Source organism: Lysobacter terrestris (genome assembly GCF_014489475.1).
GTDB classification, from domain to species: Bacteria; Pseudomonadota; Gammaproteobacteria; order Xanthomonadales; family Xanthomonadaceae; genus Agrilutibacter; species Agrilutibacter terrestris.
Map to the genome: position 1 here is coordinate 2,113,058 of NZ_CP060820.1, position 19,762 is coordinate 2,132,819.

16 protein-coding genes are annotated in these 19,762 nt (G+C 70.4%); 10 read left to right on the plus strand and 6 right to left on the minus strand.

What is annotated here, in order from left to right; translation table 11 throughout:
• Positions 1–239 precede the first annotated feature (239 nt).
• Complete coding sequence (locus tag H8B22_RS09695) at positions 240–2,306, plus strand: NADPH-dependent 2,4-dienoyl-CoA reductase (protein WP_187711228.1); 2,067 nt, start codon at positions 240–242, stop codon at positions 2,304–2,306.
• Here the strand turns inward: H8B22_RS09695 and H8B22_RS09700 are convergent.
• The 5 genes from H8B22_RS09700 to H8B22_RS09720 are packed head-to-tail and all read right to left on the minus strand — an operon-like array spanning position 2,272 to position 6,897.
• Positions 2,272–4,236 (minus strand): acetyl-CoA hydrolase/transferase C-terminal domain-containing protein, encoded by a 1,965-nt coding sequence (locus tag H8B22_RS09700; RefSeq protein WP_187711229.1) that lies wholly within the window; start codon positions 4,234–4,236, stop codon positions 2,272–2,274. The two genes, H8B22_RS09695 and H8B22_RS09700, sit on opposite strands and share 35 nt — an antisense overlap.
• Positions 4,237–4,264: 28 nt before the next feature.
• Positions 4,265–4,672, minus strand: coding sequence for a DUF6691 family protein (locus H8B22_RS09705; protein WP_187711230.1), 408 nt, complete (start codon positions 4,670–4,672; stop codon positions 4,265–4,267).
• The gene (locus H8B22_RS09710) at positions 4,669–5,094 is read right to left on the minus strand and encodes a YeeE/YedE family protein (RefSeq protein ID WP_187711231.1); all 426 of its coding nucleotides are present in this window, start codon (positions 5,092–5,094) and stop codon (positions 4,669–4,671) included. Before H8B22_RS09710 ends, H8B22_RS09705 begins: the two co-directional genes overlap by 4 nt.
• A 13-nt stretch (positions 5,095–5,107) precedes the next feature.
• On the minus strand, positions 5,108–5,980 hold the full coding sequence (locus H8B22_RS09715) for an MBL fold metallo-hydrolase (protein WP_187711232.1): 873 nt from the start codon (positions 5,978–5,980) through the stop codon (positions 5,108–5,110).
• Complete coding sequence (locus H8B22_RS09720; RefSeq protein ID WP_187711233.1) at positions 5,977–6,897, minus strand: S1/P1 nuclease; 921 nt, start codon at positions 6,895–6,897, stop codon at positions 5,977–5,979. The genes H8B22_RS09715 and H8B22_RS09720 overlap by 4 nt, the downstream gene beginning before the upstream one ends.
• A gap of 155 nt (positions 6,898–7,052) precedes the next feature.
• On the opposite strand from H8B22_RS09720, the gene gap reads away from it, so the two are divergent.
• The 8 genes from gap to H8B22_RS09760 all read left to right on the plus strand — a co-directional run bounded on the left by gap (position 7,053) and on the right by H8B22_RS09760 (position 17,868).
• Positions 7,053–8,057, plus strand: coding sequence for a type I glyceraldehyde-3-phosphate dehydrogenase (gene gap / locus H8B22_RS09725; RefSeq protein WP_187711234.1), 1,005 nt, complete (start codon positions 7,053–7,055; stop codon positions 8,055–8,057).
• Between the two features lie 288 nt (positions 8,058–8,345).
• A complete protein-coding gene (locus H8B22_RS09730) occupies positions 8,346–11,075 on the plus strand; it encodes a DUF2339 domain-containing protein (RefSeq protein WP_187711235.1) in 2,730 nt (909 codons plus the stop codon).
• Positions 11,072–12,502 carry a DUF3999 domain-containing protein gene (locus H8B22_RS09735; protein WP_225876181.1) on the plus strand — a complete coding sequence of 477 codons (1,431 nt, stop codon included), beginning with the start codon at positions 11,072–11,074 and terminating at the stop codon, positions 12,500–12,502. The genes H8B22_RS09730 and H8B22_RS09735 overlap by 4 nt, the downstream gene beginning before the upstream one ends.
• Positions 12,503–12,702: 200 nt before the next feature.
• On the plus strand, positions 12,703–13,875 hold the full coding sequence (locus H8B22_RS09740) for a phosphoglycerate kinase (protein WP_187711236.1): 1,173 nt from the start codon (positions 12,703–12,705) through the stop codon (positions 13,873–13,875).
• A gap of 11 nt (positions 13,876–13,886) precedes the next feature.
• The gene (locus tag H8B22_RS09745; RefSeq protein WP_187711237.1) at positions 13,887–14,525 is read left to right on the plus strand and encodes an HAD hydrolase-like protein; all 639 of its coding nucleotides are present in this window, start codon (positions 13,887–13,889) and stop codon (positions 14,523–14,525) included.
• 151 nt (positions 14,526–14,676) lie between these two features.
• A complete protein-coding gene (pyk, locus tag H8B22_RS09750) occupies positions 14,677–16,143 on the plus strand; it encodes a pyruvate kinase (RefSeq protein WP_187711238.1) in 1,467 nt (488 codons plus the stop codon).
• A gap of 19 nt (positions 16,144–16,162) precedes the next feature.
• Positions 16,163–16,699 carry an energy transducer TonB gene (locus H8B22_RS09755; protein WP_187711239.1) on the plus strand — a complete coding sequence of 179 codons (537 nt, stop codon included), beginning with the start codon at positions 16,163–16,165 and terminating at the stop codon, positions 16,697–16,699.
• A 158-nt stretch (positions 16,700–16,857) separates the two neighbouring features.
• The gene (locus H8B22_RS09760; RefSeq protein ID WP_187711240.1) at positions 16,858–17,868 is read left to right on the plus strand and encodes a class I fructose-bisphosphate aldolase; all 1,011 of its coding nucleotides are present in this window, start codon (positions 16,858–16,860) and stop codon (positions 17,866–17,868) included.
• A 103-nt stretch (positions 17,869–17,971) separates the two neighbouring features.
• On the opposite strand, the gene H8B22_RS09765 is transcribed toward H8B22_RS09760, so the two are convergent.
• Positions 17,972–18,499: an O-acetyl-ADP-ribose deacetylase gene (locus tag H8B22_RS09765; RefSeq protein WP_187711241.1), complete on the minus strand. Its 528-nt coding sequence runs from the start codon at positions 18,497–18,499 to the stop codon at positions 17,972–17,974.
• Positions 18,500–18,622: 123 nt separating this feature from the next.
• Here H8B22_RS09765 and H8B22_RS09770 point away from each other — a divergent pair, with 123 nt between their 5' ends.
• Entirely contained in the window at positions 18,623–19,762 is a 1,140-nt protein-coding gene (locus tag H8B22_RS09770; RefSeq protein ID WP_187711242.1) for an efflux RND transporter periplasmic adaptor subunit, read from the plus strand.

Here is a 19,762-nt window from a genome sequence, read left to right on the forward strand (position 1 = left end):
GCGCGCGGCTCGTGCGAGGGTTCGCGCAAGCCTCGCGAGGGTTCCTGCATGCCTTCGGAGCAGGGCGGCACTGCTCGCGAGGGTTCCGGAATCGGGCGGGAGGCAGGGCCCGATACCTCGAGACACAGGTTGCGTGGGCATCCTTCGCTCTGCGTGCGCAGAGTGCCTGCCGTCGCGACCCTTGCCGTAGCCGTTGAATCCCGGCACCCTGCGCGCTCCATACGCACGCGTACGCACGCATGACGGCCATCCCGCCCGCCGCTCCGCCGCACCCGGATTTCCCGCACCTGTTCGCCCCGCTCGACCTCGGCTTCTGCACGCTGCCCAACCGCGTGCTGATGGGCTCGATGCACACCGGGCTGGAGGACAAGGCGCGCGATTTCCCGAAGCTGGCCGCCTATTTCGCCGATCGCGCGGAAGGCGGTGTCGGCCTGATGGTCACCGGCGGCTTCTCGCCCAACCTCGAAGGCTGGCTCAAGCCGTTCGGCGGCACGCTGCGCTGGCCGTGGGATGTCGGCAAGCATCGCCAGGTCACGCGCGCGGTGCATGCGCACGGCGGGCGCATCTGCCTGCAGATCCTGCATGCCGGCCGCTACGGCTACCAGCCGTTGCAGGTCGCACCATCGAAGCTGAAGGCGCCGATCAATCCGTTCACCCCGCGCGCCTTGTCGGCGGGTGGCGTCGAACGCCAGATCAGGGCGTTCGTGCGCACGGCGAAACTGGCGCGCGACGGCGGCTACGACGGCGTCGAGGTGATGGGCTCGGAAGGCTACTTGCTCAACCAGTTCACCGTGCCGCGCACCAACAAGCGCGACGATGCCTGGGGCGGCGACGTGAACAAGCGCATGCGCTTCGCGGTGGAGATCGTGCGCCGCATCCGCGAAGCCTGCGGGCCCGACTTCATCATCATCTACCGCCTGTCGATGCTCGACCTGGTCGACGACGGCGGCAGCTGGGACGACGTGGTCGCGCAGGCCAAGGCGATCGAGCACGCGGGTGCCACGATCATCAACACCGGCATCGGCTGGCACGAGGCGCGCATCCCGACCATCGCGACCTCGGTGCCGCGCGCCGCGTTCACCGGCATCACCGCGCGGCTGAAGCCGCACGTGCGCCTGCCGCTGGTGACCACCAACCGCATCAACATGCCCGCGGTCGCCGAGCGCATCCTCGCCGCCGGTGAGGCCGACATGGTGTCGATGGCGCGGCCGCTGCTGGCCGATCCGCAGTGGGTGAACAAGGCGCGCGTGCGCCGCGTCGACGAGATCAACACCTGCATCGCCTGCAACCAGGCCTGCCTCGACCACGTCTTCCAGAACAGGACCGCGAGCTGCCTGGTGAATCCGCGCGCGTGCGCGGAGACCGAACTGGTGTACCGCCCGGCCGCGACGCCGAAGAAGGTCGCGGTGGTCGGCGCGGGCCCGGCGGGATTGGCCGCGGCCACCGTCGCCGCCGAACGCGGCCACAAGGTCACGCTGTTCGACGCGGCGGGCGAGATCGGCGGGCAGTTCAACTTCGCCAAGCGCATTCCCGGCAAGGAAGAATTCTTCGAGACGCTGCGCTACTACCGCCGCAAGCTCGAATTGACCCGGGTCGACGTGCGCCTCAACACGCGCGCCGACACCACGACGCTGGCCACGGCGTTCGACGAGGTCGTGCTCGCCAGCGGCATCGCGCCGCGCAAGGTCGACTTCGCCGGCGCCGACCATGCCAAGGTCGTGAGCTACCTCGACGTGCTCAGCGGCCGCGTGGTGCCGGGGGCGAAGGTCGCGATCGTGGGCGCGGGTGGCATCGGCTTCGACGTCGCCGAATTCCTGGTGCATGCCGCGCGCCCGTTCGACGATGCGATGCCGGCGCTCGATGCGCCGCACTGGCGCCGCGAATGGGGCGTCGACCTCGGCTACGACGGCAACCGCGGCGGCCTGGGCGAAGCGCGGCCGGACGCGCCCGTGCGCGAGGTCTGGCTGCTGCAGCGCAGCCCCGGCAAGCCCGGCGCGAAGCTGGGCAAGACCACCGGCTGGATCCATCGCGCCACGCTCAAGGCCAAGCAGGTGCGCATGCTCGGCGGCGTCGAATACGTGGGCGTCGACGACGAGGGTTTCCACATCCGCGTCGACGGCGCCGCGCAGACGCTCGCGGTCGACCACGTGGTGATCTGCGCGGGGCAGGAGCCGTACCGCCCGCTCGCCGAGGAACTGCGTGCCGCCGGCGTGCCGGTGCACGTGATCGGCGGCGCCGACGTCGCCGCCGAACTCGACGCCAAGCGCGCGATCAACCAGGGCAGTCGCGTCGCCGCCGCGCTTTAGCATCGGCGGTTTCGCGCAGGCCCAGCGCCAGCAGGCGTGCCTCCAGCCACGCGGCGAAGCCGCGTGGTCGGGCCAGGTCCATGCGTTGCGTGGCCTCGCTGTCGGTGAGGGAAGCGCCAAAGATCGCACGCAGCACGACGCGCAACTTGCCGCCACGCGTGCCGGTGTGGGCCTTGAGCCAGGCCAGGGCGCGGACCAGGCGCTGCTCGACCGCGGTGAAATCACTGCCGAGCGGATAGTCGGGCAGGGTGCCGTCGCGACGGCACGGCGCCAGCGCCTCGCGCAGCCGCTGCGGGTGGTTGGCGAGCGCGGCCGGCGGCACGGTGAAATCGGCGCGCAGCTTGCCGTGGCGGATCGCGCTCTCTTGCAACGCGGGCTGGAAGCGCGCATCGGCGATCGCCAGCATCGCCGCGATGCAGTCCTCGTCGGTGCGGCCACGCACGTCGGCGATGCCGTATTCGGTGATGTAGACGTCGCGCAGGTGGCGCGGGATGGTGGTGTGCTCGTAGTTCCACACCACGCTGGAACGCACCTGGCCGTTGCTCTCGCGGGTGGCGCGCAGCATCAGCACCGAGCGCGCGTCGGGCAGCGCATGCGCCATGGCGACGAAGTTGTACTGCCCGCCCACGCCCGACACCACCCGGCCATCGCCGAGCGCATCCGACACCGCCGCGCCCAGCACCGTCGCCATCATGCAGGTGTTGAAGAAGCGGGCGTCGCGGCGTTGCAGGCGTTCCAGCGCCTCGTGCCCGCCGTACAGCTCGTTCACCGCGCTCACCCGCTTCATGCCGATCGCGCGGCGTTGCTCCGGCGGCAGTTCGCGCAGCCAGCGGTAGAACTCGGGCGAGCCGAGGTAGAACGCGCCGTGCAGGTATTCGCCGTCGCGCTCGAGCCGGGCGAGGTCGTCGGCGCTCGCGCTGCCGTCATTGATACGCTGCATCAGCGCCGCGTCGTCGACAACCTTGCGCCGGATCACGCCGGTCTCGACCAGGCGGCGGAAGCCCTCGTTGAGCATCTCGCTGCAGCCGTACAGGCCCTGCGCGAACACGCCCAAGGCAGGCGCGTCGGCCTGCGGCGAACCCAGCGCGCGCAGCACGCGCCGGTACGCGGCGTTGTCGGTGTGGCGCAGCACCAGCGCGTGGCACAGCGCGTCCGCCAGCGCGCCGATGCCGATCTGCAGCGTGCCGCCGTCGACGACAAGCGTGCTGGCGTGGAAGCCGATGGCGTAGTCGGTGTCGTTCACCGGTTGCCGCGGCAATCCGAACAATTGCGGGTGCGGGCCCGGCGGCGTCACCACCGCGTCGAAGAACGCCGCGTCCACCACGGCACTGCCGTCGAGCCAGGGCAGCTCCGGGTCGACTTCGGCGATGAGCAGCGGGCGGGCGAGCCCGCGCGCCTGGATCGCATCGAGCGCGTCGAAGGTGAGGTCGGTGTTGCACGACAGCGAGAGCCGCCCGTCGGCGCCGCGCGCGACCTTCTGCACGATCGCGTTGACGCCGCGATCGGCGAGGGCGCGCGCGACGTGGGTGTAGTTGAGGCTGGCGTAGCGCCGCTGCGCCTGCTTCGAATGGAGCAGGGCGCCGGACTGCAGGTAGAACTCCTCGACTTCGATGTGCGCGGGCAGGGCATCGCGCTTGAGCGCCTGCACGTAGGCCAGGCGCGGGAAGTCGGCGCCGAAATGGCGCGCCACGAACGGCCGCAGGAAGCGGCCCTCCAGGCCCTTGCCCGCGCCCGGCGGATCGAGCGAGAGCGCGGTGTACAGGTGCAAGGGCCGCGATGCGTCGCGTTCGACCCGCGCGTACAGCGCATTGAGCAGGCGGTGCGGCTTGCCCAGTCCCAGCGGTGCACCGACGTGCAGCGGGCCGTCGATGCGGGCCAGCAGCAGGTCGACGGCGGCGTCGAGCGAATCGGTGTGGAGCGTGCCGGTCATCGCTGCAGTATCGCGCGCGGCGTACGGCTCAGCGCGCCAGCACCCGCGCCAGTTGCGAGCCCGCGAGCATGGCGGCCACGAACACGAGCGCCTCGCCGGCGTGGAGCAGGTTGGCGAGCGCCGGCCCGGGGCAGTAACCGGCGATGCCCCAGCCGATCCCGAACAACGCACTGCCGACGAGCAGGCGTGGATCCAGTCGCGGCGAAGGCGCCGGCGGCAACGCATCGCCGTCGTAGCTGCAGCCGCGACGCCGCAGCCAGGCGTAGCCGGGCAGGGTGACCGCCAGCGCGCCGCCCATCACCAGGGCCAGCGACGGATCCCAGCGGCCGGCGAGGTCGAGGAAGTTCAGCACCTTGTTCGGGTCGGTCATGCCCGACACGGCCAGGCCGAGGCCGAACAGCAGGCCCGCGAGCAGCGCAAAGGCGATCCGCTTCATGCGATGCCTCCCAGTACGTGGCGCAGCACGTAAGTCGTTGCGAACGCCACGCCCATGAACACCAGCACCGCCACCAGCGAGCGCTTCGACAGGCGCGCCAGCCCGCAGATGCCGTGCCCGCTGGTGCAGCCGTTGCCCAGGCGCGTGCCGAAGCCGACCAGCAGCCCGGCGGCGATGAGCCAGCCGCTGCCGAAGCCGGTGCGCGGGGGTGCACCGGTATAGGCGAGCCACGCGGTCGCGGCGATCACCAGGCCGAGCAGGAAGGCGACGCGCCAGCCGCGCTCGCCGCGTTGCTCCACGGCCGCATTGACGATGCCGCTGATGCCGGCGATGCGGCCGAGCAGCGCGTACAGCAACGTGGCGGCCAGGCCGATCAACGCGCCGCCGAGCAGCGCGGATACCGGGGTGAATTCGGTCGGCATCGGCGGCCTCCGTTCAGAACTGGTCGAGTGGCACGCGCAGGTAGCGGATGCCGTTGCCGGACGTGCCCGGCAACGCACCGGCGCGCAGGTTCACCTGCAGCGACGGGATGATCAGCGCCGGCACCGCCAGCGTCGCGTCGCGCGCCTCGCGCATGGCGACGAATTCGGCTTCGCCGACACCCGCGCGCACGTGGATGTTGCCGCGCTTCTGCGCGCCGATCGTGGTCTCGCAGGCGACGGCGCGGCCACCGGGACCGTAGTCGTGGCAAATGAAGACGCGCGTTGTGTCGGGCAGTTCGTACAGATGCTGGATCGAGCGGTACAGCATCGCCGCATCGCCGCCGGGGAAATCGCAGCGCGCGGTGCCGGCATCGGGCATGAACAGCGAGTCGCCGGTGAACAGCGCGTCGCCGATCAGGTAGGCGACGCTGTCGCGCGTGTGCCCCGGCACCGGAATGACGCGGGCCGGGACGCCGCCGAGCGAGAACGCGTCGTCATCGCTGAACAGGCAGTCGAAGCACTCCGCCATGGCTTCGGGGTTGAGTTCGAACACCGGCGCGAACGTGCGCTGCACTTCGCGGATGCCCTGGCCGATCGCGACGATCGCATCGGGCAACTGCGCGGCGAGCCATTGCGCCGCGGTCATGTGGTCGGCGTGCGCGTGCGTTTCCAGCAGCCAGCGCACCTGCAGCCCGTGGTCGCGCACGCAGTCGAGCAGCTGCTGCGCCGCGGCGTGGCTGATGCGCCCGGACTTGGCGTCGAAGTCGAGGACCGGATCGACGATCGCCGCGTGGCGGCTGTCCGCATCGGCAACGACATAGCTCCAGGTGCCGGTGTCGGCATGGTGGAACGGGTGCACCTGCACCGGCGTCCCGGGCGCGTTCACTGCGCCTGCCCCAGCGTCTGGTTCAGCAGCGTCGCGAGCCGGTAGGCGGCGATGCGGATGCGCTGTTCAGCGAGCGCGCGGTGCTTTTCCGAATAGCCCTGGTCGAGCTTGTGCGTCTCCTGCCCGTTCTGCTTCGGGTAGAGCTGGCGCAGTTCGGTGAGTGCGCACGATTCGCTGGCCCACGCCGCCGGTGTCGCGGCGCTGGCATCCATCACCGGCGGCCACGGTTCGCGGTCGAGGCGGTCGGCGTACTGCGCCAGGTCGAGGCCGCGCTCGGCGAGCACGTAGTAGTCCCACACCGAATGCAGGTTGGTGCCCATCACGCCACCGATGTAGCGGTCGCGCGCGTAGGCCTCGGGTTCGATGTCGGTGCGCAGGCTGACCTGGTACTTGTTGCCGCCCTGGTCGTTGCGCGCGTTGGCATGCAGCGGCTGGTGCACGTCGCCGACGAAGTGGACGAGGAACTTCAGCGCGTCGCGGCGTGCCGCGTCGGGCTGCGTGCGGTCGGCGAGGATCGCGCGCTGCGCGGCGATCGCGCCGATCACGCATTGGCCGTCCTTGCAGTCGCGTTCGGGCGCGTAGCGGCAGCTGTCGCTGGAGAGGTTGACGTAGTGCCAGCGCGAGGTCTGCTTGAAGCGGTCGGGATCGCTGTCGCGCAGCGTGTCCGCCCAGGTGGCGACGCCGGCGAGGGTCGGATCAGGCTCGCCGGCCAGCAGGCGCGCGACCTCGGCGCGGGCGGCCGGGTCCAGGTGGCGCTGGGCGAGCGCGCCGACCAGCTTGTGGCCGAGCGCGCTCCAGGCGATGACCGGACCGGCGATCAACAGGGCGGCCAGCAGGCCGGCGGCGAGGAGGGCGGCCCGGCGCGGGCGGGACGAGTGGCCGGCCCGGCCGGCGCGGCGGAAGGGGAGTCGGATCATGCCGCCACTGTACCGGGGCAGGCGGTCGGTTTCCTTACGGATCCGGGCGTGCGGGCCCTCCCACGGGGCCGGCGATGCGCGCGCGGCCTGCTAAAATGGCGGGCTTCACACCCCGCCCGCTCCCCGCTGGCTTCGCTCCCAGGAGTCCCCTCGCAATGACGATCAAGGTTGGCATCAATGGCTTCGGCCGCATCGGACGCAACGTCCTGCGTTCCGCCGTGCAGAACTTCGGCAACGACATCGAGATCGTCGCCATCAACGACCTGCTCGAGCCGGACTACCTGGCCTACATGCTCAGCTACGACTCCGTGCACGGCCGCTTCAAGGGCGACGTCAAGGTCGAGGGCAACACCCTGATCGTCAACGGCAAGAAGATCCGCCTGACCCAGGAACGCGACCCGGCCAACCTCAAGTGGGACGAAGTCGGCGCCGAAGTCGTCATCGAATCCACCGGCCTGTTCCTCGACAAGGTCACCGCGCAGAAGCACCTCGATGCCGGCGCGAAGAAGGTGGTGCTGTCGGCGCCGTCGAAGGACGACACGCCGATGTTCGTCTACGGCGTCAACGACAAGACCTACAAGGGCGAGGCGATCATCTCCAACGCTTCGTGCACCACCAACTGCCTGGCGCCGCTGGCCAAGGTGCTGAACGACAAGTGGGGCATCAAGCGCGGCCTGATGACCACCGTGCATGCCGCCACCGCCACGCAGAAGACCGTCGATGGCCCGTCCAACAAGGACTGGCGCGGTGGCCGCGGCATCCTCGAGAACATCATTCCGTCCTCGACCGGCGCGGCCAAGGCCGTCGGCGTGGTGATCCCGGAACTCAACAAGAAGCTCACCGGCATGTCGTTCCGCGTGCCGACCTCGGACGTGTCGGTCGTCGACCTGACCGTCGAGCTCAACAACCCGGCCACCTACGCCGAGATCTGCGCCGAGATGAAGGCGCAGTCGGAAGGCGCGCTGAAGGGCATCCTCGGTTACACCGAGGACAAGGTCGTCGCCACCGATTTCCGCGGCGATGCGCGCACCTCGATCTTCGACGCCGAAGCCGGCATCGCGCTCGACGGCACCTTCGTCAAGCTGGTCAGCTGGTACGACAACGAATGGGGCTACTCCAACAAGTGCCTCGAAATGGTCAAGGTCGTCGCCGGCAAGTAAGCGCCGGTTGTACCGAAGCCCGAAAAGCCCCGCCTTGTGCGGGGCTTTTTGTTTCGGGTGGTAGCAATTTTCGGGCGGTCGCAACTTGCCGTTGTTGCTGTTGCCTTTGCCCGTCATCCCGGCGCAAGCGGGATCCAGTTCTTGCTGTTGCCGTGCTTCATACACGAACAACAAAGACTGGATCCCGGCTTGCGCCGGGATGACGGACATGAGGCTGCAAGTGGTCCCTCCGAAAGCCCCCATCGCGGCCATGGTGTAACGTTCCGCCCAGCCAAACGGGGGACAGGGATGGAAGGTCTGATCATGCTCGCGGTGCTGGTCGTGCTGGCGGTGCCGGTCCTGCTGATTGCTGCTCTGGTGATGATTGGCGGGCTCAAGCGGCGCGTGAGCCAGCTGGAAAGCGATGTCACGCAACTGCGTGCGGAGCGCGCGGTGACGGCGGAGATCCGCGAGCCGACGCTGGGCGACCTGATGCGCGAACGTGCCGCCGCGCCCGCAGCGCCGGCCGCACCGCGTTCCGAAGCACCGGCTTCCGTGCCGCCCGCCGCGGCAACGCCGGCGCCGGAACGCGCGGCCACCGCCCTGCCGCCCGAGCGCGCCGTACCGCCGCCGCTGCCATCGACGCCCGCGCCGCCGCCGCGCCCGGCGCGGCCTTCGCGTCCCGATCCGCTCACCCTCGCCGCGCGCGCGGTCCGCCGCTGGTTCACCGAAGGCAACGTGCCGGTGAAGGTCGGCGTGCTGGTGCTGTTCGCCGGCGTTGCCGCGCTGCTGAAGTACGCCAGCGACCAGGGCTGGATGACCTTCCCGATCGAACTGCGCCTGGCCGGCATCGCGGCCGCCGGCGTGGCCGCGCTGGTGTTCGGTTGGCGCCAGCGCGAACAGCGCCGCGGTTTCGCCCTGAGCCTGCAAGGCGGCGCGGTCGGCGTACTGCTCCTGGTCGTGTTCGCGGCGTTCAAGCTCTACCACCTGATTCCCGCCGGCGCGGCATTGGGCCTGAGCGTGGTGATCGTCGCCGGCGCGGGCGTGCTCGCGGTGGTGCAGAACGCGCTCGCGCTCGCGCTGCTGGCGGTGCTGGCCGGCTTCCTCGCGCCGATCTGGCTATCCACCGGCGGCGGCAACCACGTGGCCTTGTTCGGCTACTACGCGGTGTTGAATGCCGCGATCCTCGCGATCGCCTGGTGGCGGCCGTGGCGCGCGCTCAACGTGCTCGGTTTCGCTTTCACCTTCGGCATCGGCGCGCTGTGGGGGTTGTGGAACTACCAGGCCGACAAGTTCGGCACGACGCAGCCGTTCCTGCTGCTGTTCTTCGCCTTCTACCTGCTCATTCCCATCCTGTACGCACGCCGTCGCGCCGCAGGCCGCCGCGACCTGGTCGATGGCTGCCTGGTGTTCGGCACGCCGCTGGTCGCGTTCTCGCTGCAGGCGGGCCTGCTGCAGGGCATGGGGCTGGAAGCGGCGCGGATGCCGCTGGCGTACTGCGCGCTGGGACTGGGTGCGCTGTATGCCGTGCTCGCCGCGTTGCTGCGCCGGCGCGAGCACTACGCGTCGCTGGCGACGTCCTACGCCTTGCTCGCCGTCGGTTTCGCCACGCTGGCGGTGCCGTTGGCGTTGTCGGCGCAGGCCACCGCGAGCGTGTTCGCGCTGGAAGGCGCCGCGCTGATCTGGCTCGGCCTGCGCCAGGACCGGCGCCTGCCGCAGCTGTCGGGCCTGTTGCTGCAACTGCTCGCCGCCGGCAGCTTCGCGATCGGGGTCGACGGCACGCTGCCGGCGACGGACGCGGTGTTGAACGCGCGCTGCATGGGCGCGCTGCTGATCGCGCTGGCCGGTTTCTTCAGTGCGTGGAGCTACCGTCGCAACGACGCCGCGTCGCCGCTGGGCCTGCCGTACTACCTGTGGGGCCTGGCGTGGTGGCTGGGCAACGGCGTCACCGAGATCGAGCGCTTCGTCGTGAACGACACGCGTCCCGACGTGTTGCTGGTGTTCGCGATCGCCAGCGGCTGGATCGCCGGCGAATTCCACCGCCGCCTGCCGGCGCGCGCACTGGCATGGACGACGGCGCTCGCGCTGGCCTCGGCGTTGCCACTGGCGCTCGCGCAGGACGCGGCGCACGGGCAGCCGTTCGCGGGCCTGGGCATCGCGGCGTGGCTGGCGTACGCGCTCGCGGGTTGGCGCAGCCTGGGCTGCCTGCGCGACGGCGTCGAGCGTGATGAAGCCGGCGCCGGAACCACGACGAGCGCGGTCGGCCACTTCGCCTGGCTGTGGGGGTGGCCGCTGGCGATCGGCTTGCTGCTGGAACACCTCGCCGCAACCGCGGCGCTCGGCGAAGGCTGGCGCATGGCCGCGTTCGCCCTGCCGTGGCTGGCGCTGGCGGCGGTGCTGCAGTGGCGCGCGGCGCTCGCGGCGCTGCCGTTCGGCGAACGTTTCCACCGCTGGAGCGCGTGGGTGCACGGCGCGCTCATCGCCGTGCTGGCCCTGGCCGCCGTGCTCGCGCTGTTCGCGGGCGGCGACAGCCAGCCGCTGCCGTGGATTCCGCTGCTGAATCCGCTCGACCTCGCGCAGCTCGGCGTGCTCGGCCTGGCGTTGAAGTGGCTGGGATCGGGCGCGGCGCCGGACGACCTGCGCGAGCGACGCATCCCCGTCATCGCTGCCGCGGCCTTCGCGCTGGTCACGGCGATCACGCTGCGTGCGACCCATCACTGGGGCGGCGTGCCCTGGGACGGCGGCATGTTCTCGACCAGCCTGGTGCAGACCAGCCTCACCATCGTGTGGAGCGTGCTTGGCGTGCTCGGCTGGATCCTCGGCTCGCGTCGCGGCCAGCGCGGACTGTGGCTCGCCGGCGCGGTGCTGATGGCGGTGGTGCTGGCCAAGCTCGTGTTCGTCGATCGCAGCCATCTCGGCAACCTGCTCGGCATCGCTTCGTTCATGGCCTACGGCCTGTTGTGCACGGCGGTGGGTTACTTCGCGCCCGCGCCGCCGCGCACGGCATCGACCGACCATCCGGTGGAGGAAGCCGCATGAGTGCTCGCATCAACACCTGCATGGCGCCCGTTGTGTGCCTGGCGCTGCTGCTGCCGCTGGCGGCGTTCGCGGCACCGCGCGAGGACTACGCGCAGCAGTGGCCGCTGACCCTGGGGCGCGACGATGCCGGCGCCTACCGGGTGACGCTGGACGAAAGCGTCTATCGGCAATTGCGCGATCCGGCGGCCAAGGATGCCGTGGTGATCAATCGCGACGGCGTCGCGGTGCCCACCGATGTGTTCGCGCCGGAAGCGCCGCTGGCGCAACCTGCGCGGCGCGTGGCCCTGCCGTGGTTCGCGTTGCCTTCGACGCAACCCGGTGCCACGGCGCAGGGTTGGGAGTTGGTCAGCCAGGCCGATGCCGACGGCCGCCTGCGCCGGGTCGAAGTGCGCACCCGCGATGCCGCGGCCGTGCTGCCGCGCAATGCGCTGCTGGTGGATGTCAGCCGCGTGCACGAGGCGATCTCCGCGCTCGAACTGCAATGGCAGCCGCTGGAGTCGCTGGACCTGGGCTACCGCGTCGAAGCCAGCGACGATCTCGAGCACTGGCAGGTGCTGGCCACGCGCGGACGCATGGTCGATCTCACCCGCGAGGGGCGGCGCCTGCTGCATCGGCGCATCGAGTTGTACGGCTTGCTGCCGCAGTACCAGCAGGCCCGCTACCTGCGCCTGACGCCCGATCGCGCCGAACAGATGGTCACCATCACCGGCGTCGCCGCGGAACTCGCTGCGGCGCGCGCGCCGGCGGTGCCCAAGTGGATCGAATTGACGGGGCCGGCGGGCAACGCGAAGGGCGCCGCGGCGGTGTTCGAGTTCGACAGCGCGGGACGCTTCCCGGTGCAGCAGGTCGACGTGGCGTTGCCGGGCAACAGCGCGGTCGAATGGACGCTGGAAAGCCGCGATCGCGACGATGCGGATTGGCGCTACCGCGCGGGGCCGTGGGTGGCGTTCCAGGTCGGGCCGGGCAACGCGGGAACGCGCTCGCCGCCACGCGAGCTCACAACGCTCACGCGTGATCGCTACTGGCGCCTGCGCGCGAACACGCCGGTGACCGACGCGCCCGTGCTGCGCCTGGGCTATCGCCCGGAAGTGGCGGTGTTCCTCGCACAGGGCGTCGCGCCGTACGCGCTGGCCGCCGGCAGCACGCGCGCGCGCCGCGGCGACTCGCCGCTGCCGCAACTGGTGGCGGAAATGCGCCGTCAGCGCGGCGCGGACTGGCAGCCGGCACCGGCCTACCTCGGCACGCCGCAGGCCCTCGCCGGCGAAGGCGCGCTGGCCGAGGTCCGCGACTGGAAGTCGTGGCTGCTGTGGGCGGTGCTCGGCCTGGGCGCGCTGGTGGTGGCGGGCTTCGCGCTGGCGTTGTTGCGCAGCCAGGGGTCGCGCAAGGAACCGGAGGCAGCGCAGGAAGGCGGCACGCCCGGGGAGTGAGGCCAGGGCGTGGGGTGATTCGGGGGCTTTGCGAAAACTAGCCCGGTTGTTTGCCGATAGCCGCCGCAGGCGCGGCATCGCCGGGGTTCGCGGTTCCCTCGGGCCGGCGCAGCATCGACGGCGAGGGCGCCCGTGGGTTCCCGCGGCCGGCGGGGCGGGCGACAATATGCGCCCTTTTTTGCTGCTGCTTCGGGAATCCCATGTCCATCGTCCGCATGACCGACCTCGACCTCACCGGCAAGCGCGTGCTGATCCGCCAGGATCTCAACGTGCCGGTCGCTGGCGGCAAGGTCACCTCCGACCAGCGCCTCACCGCGTCGATTCCCACGCTGAAGCTCGCGCTGGAAAAGGGCGCGGCGGTGATGGTGATGTCGCACCTGGGCCGGCCGAAGGAAGGCGTGTGGACGCAGGAGGATTCGCTGGCGCCGGTCGCCGCGCGCCTGGGCGAGCTGCTCGGTCGCGACGTGCCGCTGGTGAAGGACTGGGTCGACGGCGTCGACGTCGCGCCCGGCCAGCTGGTGCTGCTTGAGAACTGCCGCATGAACGTCGGCGAAGGCAAGGACAGCGAAGACCTGTCGAAGCAGTACGCCGCGCTGTGCGATGTATTCGTGATGGACGCCTTCGGCACCGCGCACCGCGCGCAGGCCTCGACCCACGGCGTGATCAAGTTCGCCAAGCAGGCCGCCGGCGGTCCGCTGCTGATGGCCGAACTCGACGCGCTGGCCAAGGCGCTCGACAACCCGGCGCGCCCGTTGCTCGCGATCGTGGCCGGCTCCAAGGTCTCGACCAAGCTCGAGCTGCTGTCCTCGCTGGTCGGCAAGGTCGACCAGCTCATCGTCGGCGGCGGCATCGCCAATACCTTCATCGCCGCGATGGGTTACGGCGTCGGCAAGTCGCTGGTCGAGATGGACCTGCTCGGCACCGCCAAGCAGATCATGGCCGACGCCAAGGCGCGCGGCGCCGACATCCCGATCCCGAGCGACGTGGTGGTCGCGCCGGCGTTCGCCGCGGACGCCCCGGCGACGGTCAAGGCGGTCGACGCGGTCGGCGCCGACGACATGATCCTCGACATCGGCCCGCAGACCGCCGCGCGCTACGCCGAACTGATCAAGGCCGCCGGCACCGTGGTGTGGAACGGCCCGGTCGGCGTGTTCGAATTCGACGCCTTCGGCAAGGGCACCGAGACCCTGGCGCGCGCGATCGCAGCGTCGAAGGCGTTCTCGATCGCCGGCGGTGGCGACACCCTGGCCGCGGTCGACAAGTACGGCATCGAGCAGGACGTGTCATACATCTCCACCGGCGGCGGCGCGTTCCTCGAATTCCTCGAAGGCAAGGAGCTGCCGGCCGTGGCGGCGCTCAAGTCGCGCAACTGAGCACGAAGCGCATGGCCACGTTGTTCTTCGACATGGACGGCACGCTGATCAATTCCGAGGTTGGCATCACCCGCTGCGTGGCGCATGCGCTCACGCAGATGGGCCTGGAGGTGCCGCCGGACGCCGAACTGCGGCACTGGATCGGCCCGTCGCTGCGGACCAGCTTCGCGCCGTTGCTGCGCGACGACGCGAAGGTGGAGCAGGCGGTCGCGCATTACCGCGACCGTTTCGAGGCACAGGGCTGGGCCGAGCACGAGGTCTATGACGGCATCGCCGACACGATCGAAGCGCTGCATGCCGCCGGCCATCGCCTCGCGGTGGTGACGGCGAAGAACGAACCGCATGCGCGCAAGATCGCCGCGCACCTGCCGTTCGGGCACCGCTTCGTCGACATCGTCGGCGCGACCGTCGACGGCAGCCGCAGCCACAAGCCGGAACTGATCGCCGAAGCGCTGCAGCGGCTGGAGGTGGCGCCGGCCGAATGCTGGATGATCGGCGATCGCCGCATGGACATCGAAGGCGCGCTCCACCACGGCATGCGCCATGTCGGCGTGCTGTGGGGCTTCGGCGACGAGGCCGAACTGCGCCGCGCGGGGGCGCGCACCCTTGCGGCGCGGCCGACGGAATTGCCGGCGTTGCTGGCGGCCTGAGCGAAGCCCCGGCGCGGTTTGCGCGTCGGATTCGCCCATGACCAACGCCCCGCGGCATACGCGGCCGTGCTGAGTTCGTTTTCAATACCGGTGTCCGACGGGTGCAACTTCGGCTGTGCTAGGTTGCGGTGATTCCCGGAAACCGACCCGCATGGCCGCCAATCTCCGCCGCACCAAGATCCTCGCCACCCTCGGCCCGGCCACCGACCCGCCGGGCGTGCTCGACGCGCTCCTCACCGCCGGCGTCGACGTGGTCCGCCTCAATTTCTCGCACGGCGATCCGTCCGGCCAGGTCGCGCGCGCGAACGCCGTGCGCGAAGCCGCGCGGCGCGTGGGTCGCGAAGTCGGCATCCTGGTCGACCTGCCCGGCCCCAAGATCCGCATCGAACGCTTCGCCGAAGGCCGCGTGCAGCTGAAGGCGGGCGAGCGCTTCGACCTCGTCGCCAGCACCAGCGCACCGGCCGGCACCGTGCACGAAGTCGGCGTCAGCTACCTCGGCCTGCCCGGCGACGTGGTGCCCGGCGATGTGCTGCTGCTCGACGACGGCATGATGCAGTTGCGGGTGGAGCGCGTGGAGGGCGAGCGCATCGTCAACACCGTGCTCAACGACGGCGCGCTGTCGGATCGCAAGGGCCTCAACAAGCAGGGCGGTGGCCTGTCGCTGGGCGCGCTGACCGACAAGGACCGCGAGCTGATCAAGGTCGCCGCGGAGCTCGGCGCGGATTTCATCGCCGTGTCGTTCTGCCGCAATGCCGAGGACATGGAAGAAGCGCGCCGCATCGCCCGCGCTGCCGGTAGCGATGCCGCGCTGGTGTCGAAGATCGAGCGCGCCGAGGCGATCGAGAACCTGCGCGAGATCGTCATGGCCAGCGACGTGGTGATGGTCGCGCGCGGCGACCTGGGCGTGGAGATCGGCGATGCCGAGCTGCCCGGCCTGCAGAAGAAGATCATCCGCGAATCGCTGGAAGGCGGGCGCGTGGTGATCACCGCGACGCAGATGCTGCAGTCGATGGTCGACAGTCCGATCCCGACGCGCGCCGAAGTGCTCGACGTCGCCAACGCGGTCATCGACGGCACCGACGCGGTGATGCTGTCGCAGGAGTCGGCGGCGGGCAAATACCCGGTGCGCGCGGTGGAAGCGATGGCGCGCATCTGCCTCGGTGCCGAACGCCAGTTCGACCACGACACCGACTTCGAGAAGGCGCCGCGCAACCTCGAGCGCGCCGACCAGGCCATCGCGATGGCGGCGATGTTCCTCACCGAGCACATCGGCGTCGGCGCGATCATCGCGATGACCGAATCGGGTGGTACCGCGCGCTTCCTCTCGCGCTTCCGCTCGCACGCGCCGATCTACGCGTTCTCGCGCCACGGCGGCGCGCGCCGGCGCATGGCGCTGATGCGCGACGTGTACCCGATCGACTTCGACAGCCGCGGCATGGCATCGCGTGACGCCGCGCGGGCCGCCGTGCGCCACCTGTTCGACGCCGGGCAGCTGGTCGCGGACGAGCGCGTGATCTTCACCAGCGGCGACACCATGGAGCAGCACGGCGCGACCAATACGCTGCGCCTGCTGCAGGTGGGCGAGGGCGGCAAGGCCGAGGGGCTGGGCGAGCTCTAATCGATAGGAGTGAATGCGCATGCATGGATACATTGCTGGCCTGGTCCTGTCGGCGGCGGCTGCCACGGTCGCGGCCGCCGAAGCGGTCCCCGCGCGCGTCGATGCCGCCGCGCTCGGCGGCTACTGGATCGCGGCGCAGCCATTGCAGCCCGCGTTGCCCCCACAGGCCGCGATGAACGAGCTTGAAGGCTGTTATGTCGCCGAGTTCGATATCGACCCTTCCGGCCGCGCCCGCGATGCGCGCATCGCGTACTCGCAGGCGAAGGTCAGGCGGACGTCATGGTTCGGCATGCGGCCGCGCGACGTGGCCCGGTCGAAGAACGAAACGCTCAAGGCGCAGGAACGGGCGATCCTCGACGCGGTGCGGGCCATCACCTACGCGCCCGCGACCGGCAACGCGGGACGCATTCCCGTGCGCACCCGCACGGTGCCGATCGTCGTTTCCATGCTCTCGTTGGCCGATCCGGGGAACGCCGAAGCCGTGCTGAAGGCCAAGGCCGCGCACGAAGCCCGGCGCGAGGCGTTGTTCGACATCTGCCTGGTCCAGTCCAAGTAGGAAAAACCGCAAGCCGGCTCATGATCCACGGGCCCAGGTCCTGCCGCGGGATCGCGGCCAGGGGCCCGCAAGTCCTTGATTTTGCGCCGGGACCCCGGCGCCGCGGCAATCTCCAGCCGCTATAATGCGCGGCTTCCCACCCGCACCGCAGGACTCCCATGAGCATCGAACAGCTCGCCGAAATCGCCCAGGCCATGGTCGCCCCGGGCAAGGGCATCATCGCGATCGACGAATCCACCGCTACCTGCGCCAAGCGCTTCGCCGGCGTGGGCATCGAGAACACCGAAGAGAACCGTCGTCGCTACCGCGAGCTGCTGCTCACCACGCCGAACCTGAGCGACTACATCTCCGGCGCGATCCTGTTCGACGAAACCATCCGTCAGTCCACCAGCGACGGCGTGCCGTTCGCCAAGTACATGATGGACAACGGCATGATCCCGGGCATCAAGGTCGACAAGGGCACCCACAACCTCGCCGGCTGCCCCGGTGAAGTGGTGACCGAAGGCCTCGACGGCCTGCGCGATCGCTTGGCCGAGTACTACAAGCTCGGCGCCCGCTTCGCCAAGTGGCGCGCGGTCATCAACATCGGCGACGACATCCCGTCGGGCACCTGCATCGAAGCCAACGCCCACGCGCTGGCGCGCTACGCCGCGCTGTGCCAGGAGCAGGGCCTGGTGCCGATGGTCGAGCCGGAAATCATCATGGACGGCTCGCACGACATCGACGAATGCTTCCAGGTCACCGAAGTGATGCTGCGTTCGCTGTTCGCTTCGCTGGTCGAGCACAACGTCGTGCTGGAAGGCTGCATCCTCAAGGCCTCGATGGTCGTGCCGGGCACCACCAGCGGCGAGCAGGTTTCGGTCGAGGAAGTCGCCGCCGCCACCCTGCAGTGCCTGAAGTCGACCGTGCCGGCGATCCTGCCGGGCATCGTGTTCCTGTCGGGCGGCCAGAGCGACGAGGCCGCCACCGCGCACCTCGACGCGATGAACCGCATGGGCCCGAACCCGTGGCCGCTGTCGTTCTCCTACGGCCGCGCCATGCAGGCCGCCGCGCTGAAGCTGTGGTCGCAGGACCTGGTCGGCAACTTCGCCGCCGCGCAGAAGACCGTGTATGCCCGCGCCAAGGACAACGGCCTGGCCGCGCTGGGCCAGTGGCAGAAGGCCGCGTAGGCGTCCTGCTTCATCGCGCGAAAACGCCGGCCTCGTGCCGGCGTTTTTGTTTGTCCGCGACGTTGGTTCGCGACGGGTTGTCCGCGACAGCTTGAAGCGGCATTCACGGTTGCCGCGCCAGGGCGTCGCGGTAGAGCGCCTGCATCCGTGCATCGAAGCCGCACAGCAGCACGCGTGCGGGCCGGGGTTGTTGCCGCAGCCAGTCGCTGGCCGCAGCGACGGCGACCCGCGCCGCCTGTTCCAGCGGATAGCCGAACACCCCGCAGCTGATCGCCGGGAAGGCGATGGAGTCGAGGCCGTGCGCCGCCGCGAGCTGCAGGCAGGCGCGATAGCAGCTGGCCAGCAGCGCCGCCTCGCCGGCGTTGCCGCCGTGCCAGACCGGCCCGACGGTGTGGATCACGTGCCGCGCCGGCAGCGCGTGCCCGCCGGTGATGCGCGCCTCGCCGGTTGGGCAGCGCACGTGGGGGCGCACGAAGGGAATGCGCCGGCAGTCCGCGTCCAGGCCGGGCCCGGCGGCGCGATGAATGGCGCCGTCGACGCCGCCGCCGCCGGCCAGGGCCTCGTTGGCGGCGTTGACGATGGCGTCCACGGCCAGACGGGTAATGTCGCCCTGGATGACTTCAACCGGCATGGCAGCGGCGGGCTCCGGGACGATGTTGCCGATTTTGCCGCATCGGGGCGCAACCATTGGCCCATACGTGGGGTCGCCCCCCGCCCGTAGAATCGGGCCCTTCTTTGTGTTCCCCGAGTCCCCATGCCTGTTTCCCTGCCTTCACGCCCGCATCGCGTCCTGCTCGCGCTCGGCCTCGCGAGCCTGCTCGCCGCTTGCGGCAAGGGTGACGCCGAGGGTGGGAAGGGCGGCAAGGGCGGTCAGCCGCCGGCGACGGTCAGCACCCTGCAGGTGCAGCCGGTGCGCTGGAGCGACGAACTGAAGGCGCTGGGCACCGCCAACGCGCGCGAATCGGTGACCATCACCGCCAGCGTGAGCCAGACCATCGCCAGCGTCGAATTCGACAGCGGCGACTACGTGAAGCAGGGCCAGCCGCTGGTCACGCTGGTGCAGGGCCAGCAGACCGCCAATGTCGCCCAGGCGCAGGCGCAGCTGCGCAACGCCGAGCAACTGTACGAACGCAGCCGCAAGCTCGCCGACCAGCAGCTGATCGCGCGCGCCGACCTCGACACGCAGCGCTCTGCGCTCGAAGCCGCGCGTGCGCAGGTGGCGACGCAGCGCGCCACCGTGGCCGATCGCGTGATCCGCGCGCCGTTCGCGGGGGTGCTCGGCCTGCGCCTGGTCAGCGCCGGTTCGCTGGTCACGCCCGGCACGCCGATCACCACGCTCGACGACGTCTCGACGATCAAGCTCGACTTCACCTTCCCGGAAGCGGCGTTGTCGCAGCTGGCGCTCGGCCAGCGCGTCAACGCGCGCAGTGAGGCCTGGCCGGGCGAAACTTTCGTCGGCACCGTGGCTTCGATCGATTCGCGCGTGGATCCGGTTTCGCGCGCCGTCACTGTTCGCGCGGAAATTCCCAACGCCGACGGCCGCCTACGCCCGGGCATGCTGCTCGACGTCGGCGTCGAGCGCGCCGCGCGCAACACCCTCGCGATCCCCGAACTCGCGTTGCAGCAGAACGGCACGGTGTCCAGCGTGTACCGCGTGGAAGCGGGCGACCAGGTCAAGGAAGTGCCGGTGAAGATCGGTTCGCGCCGCTTCGGCGAGGTCGAGATCGTGTCCGGGCTGAAGGCCGGCGACCGCATCGTCGTCGAGGGCACGGTCAAGCTGCGCGATGGCGCGAAGATCAAGGACGTCGGCGCGAACGCCGCTACGGGCGAGGCCCCGGATGCGGCACCGCAGGGTGCAGGCGCGGAAGGCACGCGGCCCGCCAAGGGGGGCTGA